This is a genomic window from Sphingomonas sp. FG14 (genome assembly GCF_057809675.1).
Window position 1 is genome coordinate 143612 of sequence record NZ_JBMDKK010000008.1, and the last position, 18241, is coordinate 161852.

The following is an 18241-nucleotide window of genomic DNA, read 5'->3' on the forward strand; positions in this document are numbered from 1 at the left end:
ACGGCTGGGCTCAGCCGATGCGGTCCTTCACGCCGGTTTCGGTGATGTAACCGGTCACCAGTCGTGCCGGCGTCACGTCGAAGGCCGGGTTATAGGCAGGGGACCCCGTCACGCGGACACTCGCTTCGCCGTCCGACAATGAGGTAAGCTCGCTCGGGTCGCGCTCCTCGATCGGCACGTCCGCGCCCGATGGCATATGGGGGTCGAAGGTCGTGTAGGGCAGCGCGACATAGAAGGGCACGGCGCTGTCATGCGCGGCCAGCGCCTTCAGATAGGTGCCGATCTTGTTGCAGACGTCGCCATTGGCGGTCACCCGGTCGGTGCCGACGATCACCGCATCGACCTGACCGCGCATCATCAGCAGGCCGCCGGCATTGTCGGCGATCACGGTGTGCGGCACGCCGTGGCCGGCAAGCTCGAACGCGGTGAGCAGCGCGCCCTGGTTGCGCGGGCGCGTCTCGTCCACCCAGACATGGACGGGAATGCCCGCTTCGTGCGCCAGATAGATGGGTGCGGTCGCGGTGCCATAGTCGACGGTCGCCAGCCAGCCGGCATTGCAATGGGTCAGGATATTGACCGGGCGGTCGGGATGCCGAGCGTGCAGCTCGCGCAGCAGCGCCAGGCCATGCTCGCCGATCGCGCGGCACAGCGCGACATCCTCGTCGCAGATCGCATCGGCCTTCGCGAACGCCGCCTCGGCCCGCTCGCCTGCGGGCAGCGCACGCACCGCGTCGGCGACCGTATCGAGCGCCCAGCGCAGATTGACGGCGGTCGGCCGCGTGGCGAGCAGCAGCGCGTGCGCCACATCCAGTCCGTCGGGATCCTCGGCCAGCGCCATTGCCAGGCCATAGGCGGCGGTGGCGCCGATCAGCGGGGCGCCGCGCGTCCACATGTCGCGGATCGCGACCGCCGCTTGCCCGGCGCTGCGCAATTCCACCCATTCGATCGTCCAGGGCAGCTTGCGCTGATCCAGGATCAGCGCGCCGCGACCATCGGCCGTCCGCTGGATCGATCGGTGATGCGCGCCCTCCAGCTTCACAGCTCGATCCCCGCGAAGCTCGCCATCTCTCCGCCGCCGGTCTCGCGATCGATATGGATCGCCTGCATGCCCGCTTCGCGCGCCGCGTCGATTTCCTGGATATTGTCGGACAGGAACAGGATGTCGCCGGGTGCTTCGCCGATCGCTCGCGCGATGATCCTGTAGGATCCAGCCTCTTTCTTGGGGCCGCTGGTCGTGTCGAAATAGCCCGAGAACAGTGGCGTCAGATCGCCTTCGTTGCTGTGGCCGAAGATCAGCTTCTGCGCCGCGATCGAGCCGGAGGAATAGATGTGGAGCGCGATGCCGGCATCATGCCAGCGCTTCAGCGCGTCGGCGGCGTCGCGATAGACATGGCCTTTCAGCGTGCCGTCCGCATAGCCTTCCGCCCAGATCAGTCCTTGCAGCGTCTTGAGCGGCGTCGCCTTGCGATCCTCGTCGATCCAGCGCAGCAGCGTCTCGACGGGATCGCCCGGTTCCTCGGCGCGGACCGCGTCGAGCAGCGGCTCGGAAATCTCGGGATTTCTCTCGACGAAATCGCGCAGATTGGCCTTGGCATAGGGAAACAGCGTATCGGTGACGAACGCGATGCTGCTCGTCGTTCCCTCGATATCGGTCAGCACGGCCCTGGTCATTCAGGCGGCCACCGGTTCGTGGCGCGGGAAGCGCGCGGCGATGTCGTCGCCGGTGAAGTGCGCCACCCAGCCCTCGGGATTGATGAACAGTCGGATCGCGGTAAAGCTGGGCCGCGGCCCCATGTCGAACCAGTGCCTGGTGCCGGCGGGCACGCGGATCAGGTCTCCCTGGGTGCATAATATATTGAACACCCGGCCATGGCTGTGAAGCGTGAACAGCCCTTCGCCCGCGACGAAGAAGCGCACTTCGTCCTCGGCATGGATATGTTCGGACAGGAATTTGGCGCGCAGGACGTCGCGATCGGGATGGTCCGGCCCCAGGCTGATCGTATCGACCGACTGGTATCCGCCCTCGGCCTTCAATCGATCGATCTCGGGCGCATAGGCGGCGAGGATGTCGCCGTCGGTTTCGCGCGTCGGCCAGCGTTCGAAACCTACGGCGATCTCGTCGAGCGCTTGCGCGATCGCATCGCCATCGCCGATTTCGGACAGCAATTCGCCGCTTTCGGCGAAGATCTGGAGATTGCTCATGCCTTGCTCCCGTTCCCGAAGCCAATCTCCGCCAGTTCGGCGGCGATCAGCCATTCGGTCGCCTCGATCACGCGCTCGGCTTCCGCCATGTCGGCACCCCAGCCGTAAAGCCCGTGCCCGCGAATGAGATAGGCGGGCAGTGCATCGGCGTCCAGCAGGCGCGGTGCGATCGCCGCGTCGATCACCGCCATGTCCTGGCTGTTGTCGACGATCGGCAGGATGCGGCTCAGATCGTGCGTCGTATTGCCCGGATAGACCTTCAGCATCTCATGCTGCGCGAGCGTCCAGCCGCTGGCGGCGGGAAAGGCGCGGCTGAGCCCGACGGCCTGGGGCGAATGGCTGTGCAGCACCGCGCCGGCTTCGGGAAAGTCGCGATAGATGGCCAGATGCAGCGCGGTTTCGGCGGACGGCTTCTTGCCGTCGAGCGATGCGCCCGCCAGATCGACGCGCATAACATCGTCTTCGCTCAGCCGGCCCTTGTGGCGGCCCGAAACGGTGATCGCGACGCTGCCGTCGTCCAGCCGCATCGAATAATTGCCGGCGGTCGCGGGCGCCCAGCCCTTCGAATCGAGCCAGCGGCCGACCGCCACGATCGTTCGGCGTGCTTCTGGGAAGGAGACGGTTGCCATCGCTTCATTCTACCGTTCGGGCTGAGCCTGTCGAAACCCTGTCCTTCTTTCCGCGACAAAAGAAAAGGCAGGAGTTCGACGGGCCTGGTCCAAACGGGTTTTGGGTGGACCCAAGCGCTGCTCTGCCGCAAACAGAGCCCATGAATCCGCTCTACGCTTCCATGCCCACCACCATTTTCGAGGTCATGTCCGGCCTTGCCCGTGAAACCGGGGCGATCAACCTCGGCCAGGGCTTTCCCGATTCGAACGGTCCGCCCGATGTGGTGCGCGCCGCCGCGGATGCGCTGACCAGCATGTCGAACCAGTATCCGCCGATGGCGGGGTTGCCCGAATTGCGCAAGGCCGTCGCCGATCATTACGGGCGTCACCAGGGCCTCGATCTCGACTGGCAGAGCGAAATAACGGTCACGTCGGGGGCGACCGAGGCGCTGGCAGCCGCGATCCTGGCGCTGGTCTCGCCGGGCGACGAGGTCGTGCTGATCCAGCCGATGTACGACGCCTATCTGCCGCTGGTGCTTCGCGCGGGCGGCATTCCCCGCTTCGTTCGCCTCCAGCCGCCCGAATGGCGGCTGACCGAAGCCGCGCTGGAGGAGGCGTTCAGCGACAAGACCCGGCTCGTCGTCATCAACAATCCGGTCAATCCCACGGCCAGTGTCTGGCCGGACGAGGATCTGGCGCTGCTCTCAGAATGGGTTGTCCGTCATGACGCGATCGTCGTCAGCGACGAGGTCTGGGAACATGTGATCTTCGACGGTCGCGCCCATCAGCCGATCATGGCGCAGCCGGGCATGCGCGAACGCACCGTCAAGATCGGATCGGGGGGCAAGATCTTCTCGGTCACCGGCTGGAAGGTCGGCTGGATGGTCGCGGCACCCGCGCTGACGCGCGTGCTGGCGAAGGCGCATCAGTTCCTCACCTTCACCACGCCGCCCAGCCTTCAGGCCGCCGTCGCTTACGGCCTGGGCAAGGACGAGGATTATTTCGTCGACATGCGCGCGGAACTCGCGCGCTCGCGTGACCGGCTGACCGCCGGATTGTCCGCGGCCGGATGGTCTGTGCTCCCCAGCCAGGGCACCTATTTCCTCTCCATCGACCTGCCCGGATCGGGCATCCATATGGACGACGAGACATTCTGCCAGATGCTGGTGCGTGAAGGTGGTGTGGCGGCGATCCCGGTTTCGGCCTTTTACGCGGAAAATCCGGTGGCCTCTGTCGCGCGGCTCTGCTTCGCCAAGCGCGACGAGACGATCGACGCGGGCATCTCACGGATGACCGAAGCCCGGAAAAGATTCGCAGAGTAAATCCTCCCTGCAGGGGAGGGGGACCATGCGAAGCATGGTGGAGGGGTGCGCCGCGTAGCGGCGACTGGCGTCGCCTGCCCCTCCACCGTCGACCTGCGGTCGCCGGTTCCTCTGCCCTTCAGGGAGGATCTTTACTTCAGCGCGTCTTCCAGGCCCGGCGTGAATACTGCGCCCTCGGGCACCTGCGCGCTTGACGCCTTCACCGTGCCGCCGATCGGCTCGGCGCGGCCGCCCAGGCAAGCTTGCAGGAAATTCTCCGTGATCGCGTTGAACGCGATGTTGTTCTCGGGTCGGGCGAAGCCATGGCCTTCGTCGGGGAACAGCACATAGGTGACGGGAATGCCGTGTCCCTTCATCGCGGTGACGATCTGGTCCGATTCCGCCTGGTTGACGCGCGGATCGTTGGCGCCCTGCCCGATCAGCAGCGGCTTGCGGATGTCCCCCGCCTTGTGGAGCGGCGAACGCTCCTTGAGCATCGCCAGACCGTCCGGGGTTTCGGGATTGCCCATGCGCTGGTGGAATTGCTGGCGTGCCGCTTCCCAATAGGGAGGGATTGTCGCCAGCAATGTCTCCAGGTTCGATGGCCCGACGATATCGACGCCGCAGGCGAAGGTATCGGGCGTGAAGGCGAGGCCAGCCAGCGTCGCATAGCCGCCATAGCTGCCGCCCATGATCGCGGTCTTGCCCGGCAGCGCGATGCCCTGTCGCTCGGCCCAGGCGACCGCGTCGAGCAGGTCGTCATGCATCTTGCGGCCCCATTGCAGGTCGGCGGCTGAGATGAAGGCCTTGCCGAAGCCGGTCGAGCCCCGGAAATTGACCGAAAGCACGGCATAGCCGCGATTGGCGAGCCATTGGTGATAGGGGTTGTAGCCATAGGCGTCGCGCGCCCACGGCCCGCCATGAACGAGCAATATCATCGGTAGCGGGGCATCGGGCCGTCCGTCGCCGTCGGTGTCGCTGCCCGGCGGTAGCGAGAGATAGGAAACCAGCGCCAGTCCGTCGCGTGCGGGAACTTCGCGCGGGTGCATCGCGACGAGCGGCGCGCCTTCGAGCTCGGGTCGGCTGACATAGAGTTGGTCGAGCGTCTTCGCGATCCGGTCGTAGAGATAGACCGCCGGCGACGCGGTGACGGCGTCGTGCGCGACAGTCCATTTATCGTCGACTTCGGTGCGTGAGGTGACCGCGATCTTGCCGGGCAGCCGCGCCTGCAGGAAGGCGAGATCCGCACCGATCCCGGCATCGATCGCCGTCCATTCGGTGGTGAGATAATCGACCGAATAGGCCTGGATCACACCGGTCTTCGGATCGGAGAGCACGCCGCCGATATCGGCGCGCGCATCCTCCGCGATGACCACGCTGTCGCCGGACGCGACGTCCTGCGCGATCAGCGCCGCGGTGTTTCGGCCCCGGCTGTCGATCCAGTAGAGCGTCGTGCCGTCGGTGGTGAAGCCGGCCGGGCTGGTGGTCAGCGCATCCTCCAGCCCTGCCGATGCGACGGGCTCGTCTTCCACCACGCCGTTGGCGACCCGGAAATAATCCATGCCACCGGCTTCATTGGGGCCGACCGCCAGCCGCAGCGTCAGTGTATCGTCGGCCAGGAAACCGGCAAAGCCGTCGCCCCGGATCAATTCGGTCAATGCGCCGCTGTTGAGGTCCAGGCTGTGGATGTCGTGCCAGTGCGGATCGCGATTGTTGAGGCCGATCAGGATGCGGTCCTTGATGGTGACCGAGGAGCCGACCAGCATCACCCGCGTATTCTCGAACGGGGTGAGGTTGGTTTCGACGCCCGTCGCGACATCGACGCCGTAGAGCAGGTAATTCTCGTCGCCGCCCTTGTCCTGGATATAGAGCACCGAACGGCTGTCCGGCGCCCAGAAATGCTCGCGGATCGGGCGGAGCTTTTCCGCCGTGATCGGCTTTGCATCCGCCAGGTCGGTCGATGGCGCGATCCAGATATTGAGCACGCCGTCGCGCGGCGCGATCCAGCTCAGCCAGTTGCCATCCGGGCTGAGCGTGCCCGCCGCCCGGCTTGGATTGCCGAACAGCTTGGCGCGTTCGATGAGCGGGGCCGCGGCTTCGACAGCGGCGGCAGGCGAGGGGGTGTCGGTATCGGCCATCGCAAGATCAGATAGAGCGATCGGGCGCATCGACAAGGTCGCGCGGTACGATCTCGGTCAGTCCTTCATGTCGTCGTCCGACGTGCGCTGCAGCGCCTGGGCGGGGGCGCCCAGAACGCGTGTGCGTTCGGCGAAGGAGGTGTTGGCCACGGGCTGGGCGCGGGCGAGGAACTGGCCGGGCGCCATGCCCAGGAAATCATGGCAGTCGCGGATGAAATGTGACTGGTCATGATAGCTTTCCTCGATCCGTTCGGTCCATGGCAGCGGCGACGGTTCGCGCAGCGTCATCAGCGTTCGCAGGAAGCGTGCGCGGCGCATCAGCCTTTTGGGCGCGAAGCCGAAATTGCGGCGGCACAGCCGGGTGAACTGCCAGACCGGCATGGCCAGCCGTTCAGCCGCCTGCTCGACGCTCTCGATGCCCGGATTGTTGAGCAGGTCCATGATGCGGGCAAGTTCGGCGGTGGCGGGGCGCGATCGCGCCAGCCGGGCGAGCAGATAGGTCTCCAGTATCTCGACCATCGCCTCGAAATCGCCGGCGTTCGCCGCGATCCGTTCGTCGAGTGTCGCGGCATCCACGCCCAGCACGATTTCCAGCGGAACGATCGCATCGGTGAAGCGGCTGGCGTCGCCGCCGATCAGCCGCGCCCAGCCGACCGGCGTGATGCCCACGCCGAACATATGGCCGCCCGAAAACTCCGCGAAGCCGGCGCAGGATGTCGGCCCGAAAAGCGCCGGCATGGGAATGGGGTCGATCCGGGTTTCACCATAGCGCATTGCCCAGTCGTTCCCGGAGAGCTTGAAGCGGATATTGGCCCAGGCGGGAAAGAAGACCTCCTCCCGCGCCTCCCCTGCCGGAAGGCGGATGTCATAGCTGTGATAGCCGGCCAGGCAGTCCGCGAGCGCGGCGCAGGGGCGCGCGAAACGCACATCGTGCGACGGAGCTGTCTCCGCCTGCGAATCCCTGTCGATCAACCGGCTCATCGGGATCAGGATTGATGCTAACCATCGGTGATGCAAGCGAGTTTCTCATGCTCGCGCGTCTGGTCCGTCAGACCGGAATGCCCATGTCGCTGTTGTAGTGGTGCCAGGTCATGATGGCCGCCGCGCCGCGATGCGGCCGCCAGCGTTCCGCCAGCTCGCGGGTGAGCGCTTCGCTCGGCCGCGCTTTGAGCCCCAGGATCCGCCCGGTCTCGATCTGGACGGCCAGATCGCCCGCCGGCCAGATGTCCGGCCGGCCTTCCGCGAACAGCAGGTAGATTTCAGCGGACCAGCGCCCGATGCCCTTGATTCGCGTGAGCGTGGCTATGGCCGCCTCGTCGTCTTCCGGAAGCGCGTGGAGATCGATCCCGCCCGAAACGACCAGTTCGGCCAGGCTGCGCGCATAGCCCTGTTTCTGACGGGAGAGCCCGCAGCCGCGCAGCGTGTCGAAATCACTGGCGAGCAGCGCCGCCGGATCGCAGCCCGCGCCCAGCGCTTCTTCCAGCCGGCTCCAGACCGCCGAGGCGGCCTTCACGCTCACCTGCTGGCCGACGATCGTGCGCAGCAGCGTGTCGTATCCGCGTGCGCGGATGCGCGGTTCGGGATAGCCGACCCGGCCTAACGCCGTGGCGAAGCCCGGCTCGATCGCGGCGATGGCGTCGATCGATCGGATGATCTGTTCCTGTGAAAGTCCCATTTTGTTCTCATGCCGCATGGCGACCATGCTGAACAGCCCTGTCGCGCCTGGACGCTTGATTTGCGGACTGTACGCCCTATTAGCCCAGCGGGAACGCAAGGGAGATTGAGATGCCGCAACTGGTCGTCGTGACACGGGATGGGTCTGAACGGACGGTCGAGGGTGAATCCGGACTGTCGGTGATGGAAGTGATCCGCGATGCCGGCTTCGACGAATTGCTGGCGCTGTGCGGCGGCTGCTGCTCGTGCGCGACCTGCCATGTCCATGTCGATCCCGCATTCGCCGACAAGCTGCCGGCGATGAGCGAGGACGAGAACGACCTGCTCGACAGCTCCGATCACCGTGACGAGACGTCGCGGCTTTCGTGCCAGCTCACCTTCGGCGACGATCTCGACGGCCTGCGCATCACCATCGCCGCCGAGGATTGAGCGCTCCGGCGCACTATGAAACCCCTTCGGGCTGAGCCTGTCGAAGCCCTGCCCCTTTTTCTTCTGACTCGATGCGAGAAGAAGGACAGGGCTTCGACAGGCTCAGCCCGAACGGCTGATGGGCGCTCCACGAGTCGGGCGACTCCTGCCGAACCCCCTATTTCGCCATCTTCAGCACCGCCGTCGGCGCGGACTGGCTGAGCGGCGTGACTTTCCAGACGATGGTCTTGCGGCCGTTGATCGTCTGAACACCGTCCTCGTTGTTCTGGCTGATGATCTCGGCATCGGTGTCAAGCGTGAAGGTGCCTTCGCGTAGCCTGGACGCCTTGTCCTCGCCCATGCCGCCCATGCCCATCGACTTGTCGCCGCCATTCTTCTCGTTGCCGAAGGCCGGCGCCTTCATGCGCACCGCGCCGTTGGCGCGCAGCTCCACGGCGATGAAGGGAAAGATGATTTCCGCGTCGACATTGTAGGGATAGACGAAATTGTGGTCGAGCGTGCCCTTGATCGCATAGTCGATGATGAACTTGCCATCACCGACATATTGGACCGAGCGATAGCCCGCTTCCTTCGATAGTGCCTCCGCGATCGCGCGGTTCTTGGCTTCGGTTTCGGCCTTCGACTTGGCGGCCTCGGCCTTCTCGTCGGCTTTTTCGTCCTGTTGCAGCGCCGTCGGGGTGAACAGGCTGTCCTTCTTCTCGGGATCGGTTTCCTCGATCGATTCGGAATCGCTGTCGCTGGAGCCTGAATTGAGCCCCTTCGACATCTCGTTCGCCATGTCGACCGCGATCACTTCGCCCTTGTAGGTGAAGGCGAAACTGCGATCCGCATTGATCGACAAGGTCGACGTGAACTTGCCCGGCGTCAGGATGCAGCCGAGCAGCAACAGGGGCGCGCACAGCGCCAGCGCGAGCCGGCCGAAGCGGTAAACCGTCATAGGATCCCCCATCGTCAGCGTGTCGCGACCGCATAGAGCGAGATTGCCGCCGCGTTCGACACGTTGAGGCTTTCCACCTTAGGACTGATCGGCAGCCGCGCAAGCATGTCGCAATGCGCCTGGGTGTTGAAGCGCAGCCCTTCGCCCTCGGCGCCCAGCACCAATGCGATGCGCGCGGTGCCCATCGCATCGGCAAGCGTGTCGCTCGCTTCGCCGGTCAGTCCGATGCGCCAGAATCCAGCCTCCGCGATCTCGTCGAGCGCGCGGGCCAGATTGACCACGCGCACCCAGGGCACGAGTTCGAGCGCGCCCGATGCGGCGCGCGCGACCGTGCCCGATTCGGGCGGGCTGTGCCGATCCTGGGTGACGATGCCGATCGCGCCGAACGCCGCCGCCGAACGCAGGATCGCGCCGACATTGTGCGGATCGGTCACCTGATCGAGCACCACCAAAGGCTGTGTGCCCTCTGCATTCTGCTCCAGCAGGTCGCCCAGCCAGATGTCTTCCAGCGGATCGACCTCGGCCACCAGCCCCTGGTGCGGCGCGTCCGAAGGCACCAGCCGGCCGAGATCGGCGACATCGCAATAGGTGACGGGAATCACTGGAGGCAGCTCCAGCCGGGTCAGCGCGTCGCGCGTGCCCCACAGCTTGCGCACGGTTCGTTCGGGATTGGCCAGTGCGGCGAGCACGGCGTGACGGCCCCACAGGCGCGGACGGCCATGCGCGGGCTGGGACGGGCGGTGACCACGGCGGCTCATCAGTCGTCCCTGTCGTCGCGATAGCCGAACGGATCGGTCGGCGTGGGTTTGGTCGGGAAGGGCGGGCGCGGCAATTGTTCGGCGCGGTTGGCGGCGTTGAGCAGCATGCTCGCCAGGATCACCGCATTCTGCCGCAGATCCTCCGGCTTCAGATGGTCGAACGTGTCGACGCTGGAATGATGGGTGCGCGATCCGTAATCCAGCGGATCCTGGATGAACTGGAAGCCGGGCAGGCCGACATATTGCATATAGACATGGTCGGTCGCGCCGGTCTTGCCGATCGCCACAGTGTTCGCGCCCATGCTGGCGAAGGGCGCCAGCCATTCCTTGAAAATCGGCACCACCGCAGGGTTGTTCTCTGCGTAAACGCCGCGGAACCGGCCGGAGCCATTGTCCATGTTGAAATAGGCGGCAAGATCCTTGTGCCCGGCCTTGGGCGTGATCGGCCAGGCCTGGCGCAGCAGGATCGCTTCCTCGCGCGTGTTGATGCCGCCCTGTGCGATGGGCGGGAAATTCGCGAGATATTTGCCGACATAGGCGAGCGATCCGCGCAGCCCCTGTTCCTCGCCGCTCCACAGCGCGAAGCGGATGGTGCGCTTCGGCCGCACGCCCAGCTTGGCCAGGATGCGCGCCGCTTCCATGATCACGGCACTGCCAGCCGCATTGTCGGTCGCGCCGTCACCGGCGACCCAGCTGTCGAGATGCGCACCCGCCATCACATAGCCGGCCGCAGGATCGCTGCCCGGGATATCGGCCAGGATATTATAGGCGTTCAGATCCTCGTCATGCCATTTCACCTGGCTGTCGATCGAGACCACCGGCGCGGGCCCAGCCTTCGCCAGACGGGCGAGGCGGCGATAATCCTCCGCCGCCAGTTCGATGCCCGGCACCGCCGGGGTCTGGCCGGTGCGGAACGCGACGCTGCCCGCGCCATGGACGAGCTTGCCGTCGCGATAGGCCATGCGGACCCAGGCGAGCGCGCCCTCCTGCTTCAGGAACGCGTCCATCTCGCGCGCGAAACGCGCTTGCTTCAGGTCGCTTTCGACCGAATCGGGAGTATATTTGGGTTGCTCGAATTTATCGAGCTTGCCGAGATCATCGGACGAGAGCCGGCGGAACGGCGCGGTTTCGAGCTCGGATCCGTTGTCGGGCAGGGTTATGAGCACGATCTTGCCCGCCAGCTTGCCGCGCCACGTGTCGAAATCGCGCGCCTTCCTCAGCGGCGCGACGATCACCTCCGCGCTGACCGCACCGTTGGTGCCCGGCGTCCAGGCCACGGGAATTGCCGTCAGGGCGATGGGGCGCGGACTCGTCATCCGCACGCTCGACGACACGATCGACCAGCCACGCCCGAATTCGAAGGGGTCGGCGCGCACGTTCGACAGGCCGTAACGGCGGAATTCTTCCTGCGTCCATTTCTCGGCTTCGCGCATCGCGGGCGAGTTGGTCATCCGTCCGCCGATGCGGTCGGTAAGATATTGGGCGGTCTGCATCACCTCGCTGTGATTGAGCCCTTCGTCGATGATCCGGCCGGTTTCGGCGGATGCGCCTTTGTCGGACGCGGATTTCTGGGCATTTGCCGGGACGGCGGCGACGGATGCGAGCAGCAGTGCGGCAAGAACATGACGCATGAAACGGGATCTCCCTCGTGAATGTGCGACCGGTAGGCCGCGGCACGGTTGACAGGCAAGCCCCCTTTCGTCATTGAGCCGCCTTCCTGACGTCAGGCACCCTGGACAGGTGGCCGAGTGGTTAAAGGCAGCAGACTGTAAATCTGCCCGCGTGAGCGTACGCTGGTTCGAATCCAGCCCTGTCCACCAAAACTCAATCTCAAGCTATCTCAACCAGTCCCGAAAGGGGCTTTTTTCTAGGTGTTTACGCACCTATAGCCGCCTCAGCTTGTCTCATCGGATCCCCATCCAGCGCCCCCAATGTGGGGGGCATTTTCGGGGCACCGGTTTCGCCAAATGGGGGCATCGCTTGCTGACCGACATTCACTGCCGGAATGCCAAGGGATAAGAGAAACCTCACAAACTAGCCGACGCTCGGGGCCTGTGCGCGGCCGACATGTTCCCCATGGCTGGAGGGCGACCTTCTCGACGATCATGAACGAACGCGCGGAACTGCAAGGGCGTGCGCTCGATCGGGTGATTATCGATCTGATGCTCGCGCACGTGCCCGACAACGTCGAGGGCGCATACAATCATGCGGCATACATGCCGCGCCGGCGCGAGATCGCGCAGGAATGGGCCGATATGCTGTTCGACGGCTTCCCACCAGCCTCCAGCCTGCTCAAGCGCTTCAGGAGCTGAAGCGCGCGCGCGAGATCCGCGCATGACCGGGCGTTCGATAGATGACATTCTCGCTGGCACGGCGAAGAAGGTTCGTCGGACTTTCCAGCCCGTCCGACGGAACAGCTACCATGCCGGCGAGCGCGAGCATCGGCACTGGCGTCCGATCAACAAACGGGAGATCGGCGCGCGCCTGAAAGCTGCGGAGCATTTTGATCGGAGCCACAAGGAGGCGGGCAAGCACAACGGCCCGCTCGGGCATATCGGGTTTGAGGTGCTTCGCGGGCTTTACAGAATGGTCGACTTCAAAACCGGCCGGCTCGATCCCTCGATTGCTACCATCATGTCGCGTATCAAGCGCTCGAGGGCGGCCGTCGTACGCGCCCTGGCGCGATTGAAGGCCCATGGCTTCCTCAACTGGATCCGTCGTACCGAGCCGACCGACAATGAGGGACAACGCCCTCAGGTACGCCAGATCACCAATGCCTGCTGGTTCGGCTTGCCCAAACGTGCGGCCGATTGGGTGAAGCAGGTTATGGGAGCGGCCCCGCCGCCCGATGACGATGTGACCAGGCGAGCGGCCGAGGCGGCCGAGCTGGAGGAGATGATTGAGTCCCTGCCGATGCGCGAGCGAATGGCAGCCCGCGTCAACGATCCTCACCTCGCCGAGATCCTCGCCCGCATGGGCGAGGGGATCGAAGATCTGAGCGCGAGTTCACCAAGGGGCCAGAATCCGGCATAGAGATTTAAAGGAAGCGCTTCGCGTTGCGCTATTTGATGGATCCACCTGCACAGCCCCCAATGACTCACTCAAACGACGGTCGTGGCACGGCCGCCGAACGCGGGCTCGCGCCCGCGGGTGCTCCCCGGGGGAGCAAGCGATTTCCGCTGGCACGTTTTGGTCGAATTCCTGAGCGGCGACATCAAATCGGCATGACGGGCAGAGGGCCAGCGCCACCTCCGCTATCTGCGGTCAAACGCCTCATGCTGTCGATCACGGTCGGCCAAACCTGTGGCTTCCTGTAAAATAGGCATCCGGTTGGCACCCCGGACAGGTCGATCGGGCCACGTCCCGAGGTTAGGATAATATGAATTGAAGGCCATCGATCGCGGACGAAAGCGGCAAGCTGTAATCCGTCCATTGATCCCGGCATTTCGATGTCGGTGAAAAGCAGCTGAATGTCAGGACGAGCCGTCAGGATGGCGATGGCCGCATCGGCGTTCTCGGCTTCTAAAGCTTCGAATCCCTCGGATTCAAGAATGTCGATCGCGTTTAGTCGAAGGATGGGTTCATCCTCGACGACCAGAATCGCCGGCTGAGTCACTAATTTTCCCCTAGATGCCCGCAGCGGATGTCCACGAGATGCCGATTTAACCTAGATTAACCGTATTGGTTCCGTGCCAAAAAAATTCTCCCGTGCCTCGGCACCTCGAGGGGCTGGCGTGCAACAAGTTGCAACGACGCGACGCCTCAGAGCATTTCATTTGGCCCGGCCGCATTGGGGTATGCCAAAGGATCGTGCATCTGACCCAAAAAGCCCGCAGGCGAGGCGCGGGGGCAAGCGCGACGCGCCGCACCTGGCTGCGGCCATCGCGCGGCCACGGTTCGCATCTCAGGCGATGATCGCCAGGCGCTAGATTTCGACTGGCAGGTCGAATGGATCATGATCGCGTCGATCGCCGCCGCCCCGGTCGCGAGCTGCCGAAGTGAGGTCCTGCCCTTGTTCCCGGATCTCGGCAGGGGCGGGCAGCAAGGCCAACAACTGCTCGAACTCATTGGATGATCGAAATGTTTTCGCCGGGCGATTCGCTATTTTCTCTGATGTGCGGTATGAATATGCATCGCGCGGATCCTGCCCAAGCACCGCGTGCCTGAGAGACCGACAGTGCTCCCGCTTGTAAGCCAGGAGCAGTCTCATGGAAGACCTCAACTATTTCTATTCGCGCCATCAGATATCGCTGATGCGCGCCGATCAGGCGAAATGCGTGTCCAGCAAGGCTTCCCATATCGGCATGGCGAAAGCTTACGGCCTTCGCGTTGACGCCCTCCGGGCGGAAGCGGGCGCGCTCGAAATCAACCCCCTGTGATCACGCCCGACGCGGCCTATTGGCGAATGCGATCGAACCAGTGCCGCGAAGCTGCGCGCGGCAGGGTTTCCGATGAGATACGCGCCCGAATGCTCCGTTTTGCGGAGGGTTATGAGATCCTGGCCTCTGAGATGGACGAGGCCGGAACCACCGGCGAATGAGCATGTCACTGATGCCTTGAGCCTTCCGCCGGTTCGATCAGCTGCACGAGCTTCGCTGCGATGTCGTGCCAAAATCGCAGGCCTTTCAGGTTGCCCATATCCGTGAGATCGTCGACGCGGTGTTTGATGAAATCGCCGATGGCGGTGCCATGCACATCCAGTAGCTTGGCCGCTAAGGCCCAACGCTCATGCTCGGCGGTCATTTCTTCTTTGTCGCGCCCTGGTTCAGGCGTCATTGCTGTATCCATCGTCCGATACGGCGTGCGGTCTGGCCGATGAGGTGCGGCCACAATGGCTGCAACGGTAGATGGGAGGGAGATCGCCGCGATTCCGCGTAAGCGTGAACCGGCCGACGAGCGAAAGCACGACTGCCGCAACCTTGCCCCCGGCGCGAGCGGGGCTCTTGTTCTGCGACCACCGCGTCAGGCCTTTGGCCCCGCATGCGCATAGAAGATCGCCCATATGGACTTGTCGCTTCTGCATCATGTGCTCCGTCAATTCGGCGGCGCAGATGCGCCTCACCAGCGTCAAGCGGGAGCGTTACAGATGCCCTCAGTCGCTGACGTGCTTGATCGGGCTCAACGATGCCCCCTTCATACCAGATCCAGGCCCGGATCGCCATTGCTCGTTGGGCTCTTGAGCAGCGGCGAACATTAGTGTCCGGCCTGTTCAACTCGTTTGGCGCGGCACAAGTGCGACCTCTCCTCCATCGATCGCACCAAACCGCAGGATCGCCCGAACTGGGTCGAGAAAGCCTTTCCCCAGCCGGGCGATAACGAGTGGCCGGTCACTCCAGGTCGAAATTGGAGACGATCAGTTCGCCAGCAGGCTTCGTGGCACCGGCGCCGATCGTGTAGGTCGTCTCAACGCCGGCGATGATGAAGCGGCCGAAGCACTCGCGCGCGCCTGGCGTATCGTTCAACGACAAGATGAACCGTCCGCGGATCCGCTGCAGCTGCTCGATCACGACGCCGTCCAGGCGCGCATGAATATCTGCAAGGATGGGTTCCAGCTTCGACACGCTGAACCGCGCCGACGCTCTCTTGTCGACTCCAAACGTGCGGCCATTGACCTTCCCACCAAACGCCAGTCGCTGCAGATACAGGAAACGCGCGGCACGGTGCAGGTCGATCAGGCGTGAAGGGTCCTGGCCGAGCAGCCGTTCGAACTCGGCTCGGCTGGCGATCCGCCATTTGAGCACGTCGATGAAATAGGGATACGCCTCCTGGAGGACCCGGAAAAACGTCGCGACATCGCCCGATATGTCGTTGATGAATTCGCACCGAGCGCGCTGGCGCCGGCGCAGAAAGATACCGCCCATACCGACAAACGGCTCCGCATAGGCGCGATGTGGCGTTCGCTCGATGATCGGCACGATTCTGCCGGCCAGGTTGCGCTTGCCGCCGATATAGCCAGCTTCAGGGCTAACCGGCTTCGCCGGCGCCGTTGACGAAAAATTCATGAAAGCACACTCCAAGAGCCCCGCCCGTTGCGCGGGTGCGGGATTGGCCTGTTCGGCCGGACTGGTCATGGCGAGCTTGCTCTCGTCGTCGGTGCGGGTTGCAGCGCGCCCGAGCCCGCTCCGACGAACTTCGGCGAACTTCAATTTGCGGCAGTTGTAGCGCCGTCAATTACAACACGTAGAGATAATTCATGGTCGTGCTGCCGTCACGAAACCGGCCTCTGTAGCTTATAGCTGACCTCAAACGCCCCAGCGCATGGCCGGGCGCTTCGCAGCCTTTTCGAGCACGTAGATTCGAGCCTCGTAACCGGCTGCCAGCTCTAAATGCGCCTGTTTGGCTAATGGACAGTCCGCATAATCAGCAAGACGATGTTCCTGTTTTGCACGTCGTTTAAGATATTGAATTTCGTCTTGTGTGTTCAAGGTTCTCCCAAACCCCACGACGATTGCATACGCCGGCGCCATGGCGCGCATCATGCGCGTCCATCAATACGGCTTGTGCGATACCGTGACGCGGGATCCGAGCTCACCGGCGGTGACCTATCCGGAGCGTCCGGTGATCGGACTCGCGCCCGAAGATAGCGCGCGTGTGCTCGACAAGGTGATCGCGCAGACTGGAAATTAATTGTCGTCGGTGACGGCGATTGGGGCGAGCCCGGTCTGGTGGGTTCCGACCAGCTCTAGCCGTTCGTCGGTTGCCGGGTGAACCTCGGCTCACGCCGAAACCGGACGTGCGTCTGAGATAAACCGACCAAGCAGTAATACCTTCAATCGTGTCCAGGTGGCGCTAGTGCGTGATATCCGTCAGGTGATGCCGGTCAGCGGAAGCTATGGGGCCCTATGGACATGCTGAACCATAGTCCGTGCGAGTGGAAATGCGCTGAAAATCCCGGGCATCGGCGAATTGCTTGGTGATTATTAAAACGCCTGTCACCCATGGTAATTCGCATTTCATACCCCATATCAGCTCCATCGCACTCCGGATGCCTCGGGCATGAGTGTGGCTGAGAGATAGTTCGTGCTCCCGCTCGCCGATGGAGACGAACGATGTCCTTTTATCCAGTAGCATTAGCAACACAGGCAGAGCGCTTCTTCTGCTCGATCTTACAATGATCCGGGTTTCCAGCGCCGCACGCCGTGATGCCTCCCGATCGGTGCGCGAGGAGAATTGGGAGAATGAAGGCGGGCGTGTGGCGAGTCCAAGCAGCACGAGCGCGTCCCGCACTATTTCAGCTGATGATGTTGAGGTGTTCGAGGCCAAAGTGAATGCCATGGAAGGCACTTTGGCCAGCGATTTTGCCAATGGAAAAGTCGGAACGCGTTACAACACCTATGCTCATCGTTCGCGTGTCCTGCGCCAGCAAAAGGCCAAGCTCGATGCCTTGCGCGCCAGCTTTCAGACGCAGGAGCAACGATCGTGAACAGTCGCTCCGGCCTCGATGAAGCTACAGCAGCCGAGCAGATGGCTCTTTACGGCATCACGCGCGTCCCGGCCGATCAGTATCATTGCAAAGATTATCGCTACTCAAAGCTCAGCGATGCAATTGCTCAGGCAAGGCGCGACCAGCCACGCTCCTGACCATTGCATTCGCTCCAACATCATGAAGGGACGGCCGCGAGCACGACGCCGTCGCGACCGTCAAGGATGGCAAGCTGCTGCTCGCGCCGATCGGCAAGGGAAAGAGCGTCGGCGGCAAGGAGTTGCCCGTCCTCGAGCTGCGTCGCTCCGATCTGTCGCCGCCCTATAGCTACAGCGAGTACGAGCGATCGGCCGACGCCGGCGTGGAGGCGCGCTATGTCGACCAGGACGCGGCCGAGCGAAAGACGATGAAGGTTGGCGGCGGCGATGCCAAGGGCGATCCGCGCCGCCTGCGCCGCGTCTATCACAGTGAGGAAAAGGCGCGTCAGGCGGCCGAGGCGGCATCGAAGCGCGCCAAGCGCGACGAGGTGGCGTTCGACGTGTCGCTCGGGCTCGGCCGTCTGGACGTGGTGCCGGAGCAGCCTGTCAAGCTGACCGGCCTGAACCCGGTGATCGAGGGCAAGGATTGGATGGTCGCGGAGATCACCCACACCACGCCAAGGACGGCGGGTTGACGACGAAGCTAAAGCTCGAAATTCCCGGCGCGTTCAGCGCGTCCTAGGTGTTCAGTCCCGGCATTTGGTGGATCGGATTGACGATGAAGCGGTCTGGC

The 18241-nt window shown here is 63.8% G+C and carries 22 protein-coding genes, 1 tRNA gene and 1 pseudogene; 10 read left to right on the forward strand and 14 right to left on the reverse strand.

Annotated elements, in window-relative coordinates:
* Positions 1-10: 10 nt before the first annotated feature.
* Genes mtnA through mtnB form a run of 4 tightly spaced genes read right to left on the reverse strand, consistent with a single transcriptional unit; the run spans position 11 to position 2831 of the window.
* Positions 11-1039 (reverse strand): S-methyl-5-thioribose-1-phosphate isomerase, encoded by a 1029-nt coding sequence (gene mtnA / locus ACODTA_RS20215; RefSeq protein ID WP_489067946.1) that lies wholly within the window; start codon positions 1037-1039, stop codon positions 11-13.
* Positions 1036-1671, reverse strand: a complete 636-nt coding sequence (gene mtnC / locus ACODTA_RS20220) for an acireductone synthase (protein ID WP_489067948.1) — start codon at positions 1669-1671, stop codon at positions 1036-1038. Before mtnC ends, mtnA begins: the two co-directional genes overlap by 4 nt.
* On the reverse strand, positions 1672-2202 hold the full coding sequence (locus ACODTA_RS20225; RefSeq protein ID WP_489067950.1) for a 1,2-dihydroxy-3-keto-5-methylthiopentene dioxygenase: 531 nt from the start codon (positions 2200-2202) through the stop codon (positions 1672-1674).
* Positions 2199-2831 carry a methylthioribulose 1-phosphate dehydratase gene (mtnB, locus tag ACODTA_RS20230; RefSeq protein WP_489067952.1) on the reverse strand — a complete coding sequence of 211 codons (633 nt, stop codon included), beginning with the start codon at positions 2829-2831 and terminating at the stop codon, positions 2199-2201. The genes ACODTA_RS20225 and mtnB overlap by 4 nt, the downstream gene beginning before the upstream one ends.
* Positions 2832-2971: 140 nt before the next feature.
* Here mtnB and ACODTA_RS20235 point away from each other — a divergent pair, with 140 nt between their 5' ends.
* A complete protein-coding gene (locus ACODTA_RS20235; protein WP_489067954.1) occupies positions 2972-4132 on the forward strand; it encodes an aminotransferase in 1161 nt (386 codons plus the stop codon).
* 131 nt (positions 4133-4263) lie between these two features.
* On the opposite strand, the gene ACODTA_RS20240 is transcribed toward ACODTA_RS20235, so the two are convergent.
* The 3 genes from ACODTA_RS20240 to ACODTA_RS20250 form a co-directional block, all read right to left on the reverse strand.
* On the reverse strand, positions 4264-6249 hold the full coding sequence (locus ACODTA_RS20240) for a S9 family peptidase (RefSeq protein ID WP_489067956.1): 1986 nt from the start codon (positions 6247-6249) through the stop codon (positions 4264-4266).
* A gap of 57 nt (positions 6250-6306) precedes the next feature.
* Positions 6307-7230, reverse strand: coding sequence for an AraC family transcriptional regulator (locus tag ACODTA_RS20245; protein ID WP_489067958.1), 924 nt, complete (start codon positions 7228-7230; stop codon positions 6307-6309).
* Positions 7231-7297: 67 nt separating this feature from the next.
* Positions 7298-7924 (reverse strand): DNA-3-methyladenine glycosylase family protein, encoded by a 627-nt coding sequence (locus ACODTA_RS20250; protein WP_489067960.1) that lies wholly within the window; start codon positions 7922-7924, stop codon positions 7298-7300.
* Between the two features lie 110 nt (positions 7925-8034).
* On the opposite strand from ACODTA_RS20250, the gene ACODTA_RS20255 reads away from it, so the two are divergent.
* Positions 8035-8352, forward strand: a complete 318-nt coding sequence (locus ACODTA_RS20255) for a 2Fe-2S iron-sulfur cluster-binding protein (RefSeq protein WP_489067962.1) — start codon at positions 8035-8037, stop codon at positions 8350-8352.
* 157 nt (positions 8353-8509) lie between these two features.
* Here ACODTA_RS20255 and ACODTA_RS20260 read toward each other — a convergent pair whose 3' ends face one another.
* From ACODTA_RS20260 to ACODTA_RS20270, 3 genes are read right to left on the reverse strand one after another with little or no spacing between them, the layout of a single operon-like run.
* Complete coding sequence (locus ACODTA_RS20260) at positions 8510-9289, reverse strand: hypothetical protein (protein WP_489067964.1); 780 nt, start codon at positions 9287-9289, stop codon at positions 8510-8512.
* A gap of 14 nt (positions 9290-9303) precedes the next feature.
* A complete protein-coding gene (rlmB, locus tag ACODTA_RS20265; protein WP_489067966.1) occupies positions 9304-10047 on the reverse strand; it encodes a 23S rRNA (guanosine(2251)-2'-O)-methyltransferase RlmB in 744 nt (247 codons plus the stop codon).
* Positions 10047-11678 carry a M20/M25/M40 family metallo-hydrolase gene (locus tag ACODTA_RS20270; RefSeq protein ID WP_489067968.1) on the reverse strand — a complete coding sequence of 544 codons (1632 nt, stop codon included), beginning with the start codon at positions 11676-11678 and terminating at the stop codon, positions 10047-10049. Before ACODTA_RS20270 ends, rlmB begins: the two co-directional genes overlap by 1 nt.
* Positions 11679-11781: 103 nt before the next feature.
* Between ACODTA_RS20270 and ACODTA_RS20275 the strand changes: the two genes are divergently transcribed.
* The 3 genes and pseudogenes from ACODTA_RS20275 to ACODTA_RS20285 all read left to right on the forward strand — a co-directional run bounded on the left by ACODTA_RS20275 (position 11782) and on the right by ACODTA_RS20285 (position 13080).
* Positions 11782-11867, forward strand: a tRNA-Tyr gene (locus ACODTA_RS20275).
* Between the two features lie 240 nt (positions 11868-12107).
* Positions 12108-12359: pseudogene (locus tag ACODTA_RS20280) on the forward strand (integrase); the annotation flags it as partial.
* 22 nt (positions 12360-12381) lie between these two features.
* Positions 12382-13080, forward strand: a complete 699-nt coding sequence (locus tag ACODTA_RS20285; RefSeq protein WP_489067970.1) for a replication protein A — start codon at positions 12382-12384, stop codon at positions 13078-13080.
* 181 nt (positions 13081-13261) lie between these two features.
* Here the strand turns inward: ACODTA_RS20285 and ACODTA_RS20290 are convergent, their stop codons facing one another.
* Complete coding sequence (locus ACODTA_RS20290; protein ID WP_489067972.1) at positions 13262-13663, reverse strand: response regulator; 402 nt, start codon at positions 13661-13663, stop codon at positions 13262-13264.
* 592 nt (positions 13664-14255) lie between these two features.
* Here ACODTA_RS20290 and ACODTA_RS20295 point away from each other — a divergent pair.
* The gene (locus ACODTA_RS20295; RefSeq protein WP_489067974.1) at positions 14256-14426 is read left to right on the forward strand and encodes a hypothetical protein; all 171 of its coding nucleotides are present in this window, start codon (positions 14256-14258) and stop codon (positions 14424-14426) included.
* A 166-nt stretch (positions 14427-14592) separates the two neighbouring features.
* Here ACODTA_RS20295 and ACODTA_RS20300 read toward each other — a convergent pair whose 3' ends face one another.
* The 3 genes from ACODTA_RS20300 to ACODTA_RS20310 all read right to left on the reverse strand — a co-directional run bounded on the left by ACODTA_RS20300 (position 14593) and on the right by ACODTA_RS20310 (position 16526).
* The gene (locus ACODTA_RS20300; RefSeq protein WP_489067976.1) at positions 14593-14823 is read right to left on the reverse strand and encodes a DUF6961 family protein; all 231 of its coding nucleotides are present in this window, start codon (positions 14821-14823) and stop codon (positions 14593-14595) included.
* 551 nt (positions 14824-15374) lie between these two features.
* Positions 15375-16049, reverse strand: a complete 675-nt coding sequence (locus tag ACODTA_RS20305; RefSeq protein WP_489067994.1) for a DNA adenine methylase — start codon at positions 16047-16049, stop codon at positions 15375-15377.
* 240 nt (positions 16050-16289) lie between these two features.
* The gene (locus ACODTA_RS20310) at positions 16290-16526 is read right to left on the reverse strand and encodes a hypothetical protein (protein WP_489067978.1); all 237 of its coding nucleotides are present in this window, start codon (positions 16524-16526) and stop codon (positions 16290-16292) included.
* Between ACODTA_RS20310 and ACODTA_RS20315 the strand changes: the two genes are divergently transcribed.
* The 4 genes from ACODTA_RS20315 (at position 16525) to ACODTA_RS20330 (ending at position 18143) form a co-directional block, all read left to right on the forward strand.
* On the forward strand, positions 16525-16674 hold the full coding sequence (locus ACODTA_RS20315) for a phage virion morphogenesis family protein (protein WP_489067980.1): 150 nt from the start codon (positions 16525-16527) through the stop codon (positions 16672-16674). The two genes, ACODTA_RS20310 and ACODTA_RS20315, sit on opposite strands and share 2 nt — an antisense overlap.
* Positions 16675-17158: 484 nt before the next feature.
* The gene (locus tag ACODTA_RS20320; RefSeq protein ID WP_489067982.1) at positions 17159-17470 is read left to right on the forward strand and encodes a hypothetical protein; all 312 of its coding nucleotides are present in this window, start codon (positions 17159-17161) and stop codon (positions 17468-17470) included.
* Positions 17467-17628 carry a hypothetical protein gene (locus ACODTA_RS20325; protein WP_489067984.1) on the forward strand — a complete coding sequence of 54 codons (162 nt, stop codon included), beginning with the start codon at positions 17467-17469 and terminating at the stop codon, positions 17626-17628. The genes ACODTA_RS20320 and ACODTA_RS20325 overlap by 4 nt, the downstream gene beginning before the upstream one ends.
* Before the next feature lie 122 nt (positions 17629-17750).
* A complete protein-coding gene (locus ACODTA_RS20330) occupies positions 17751-18143 on the forward strand; it encodes a hypothetical protein (RefSeq protein ID WP_489067986.1) in 393 nt (130 codons plus the stop codon).
* Positions 18144-18241: the final 98 nt, after the last annotated feature.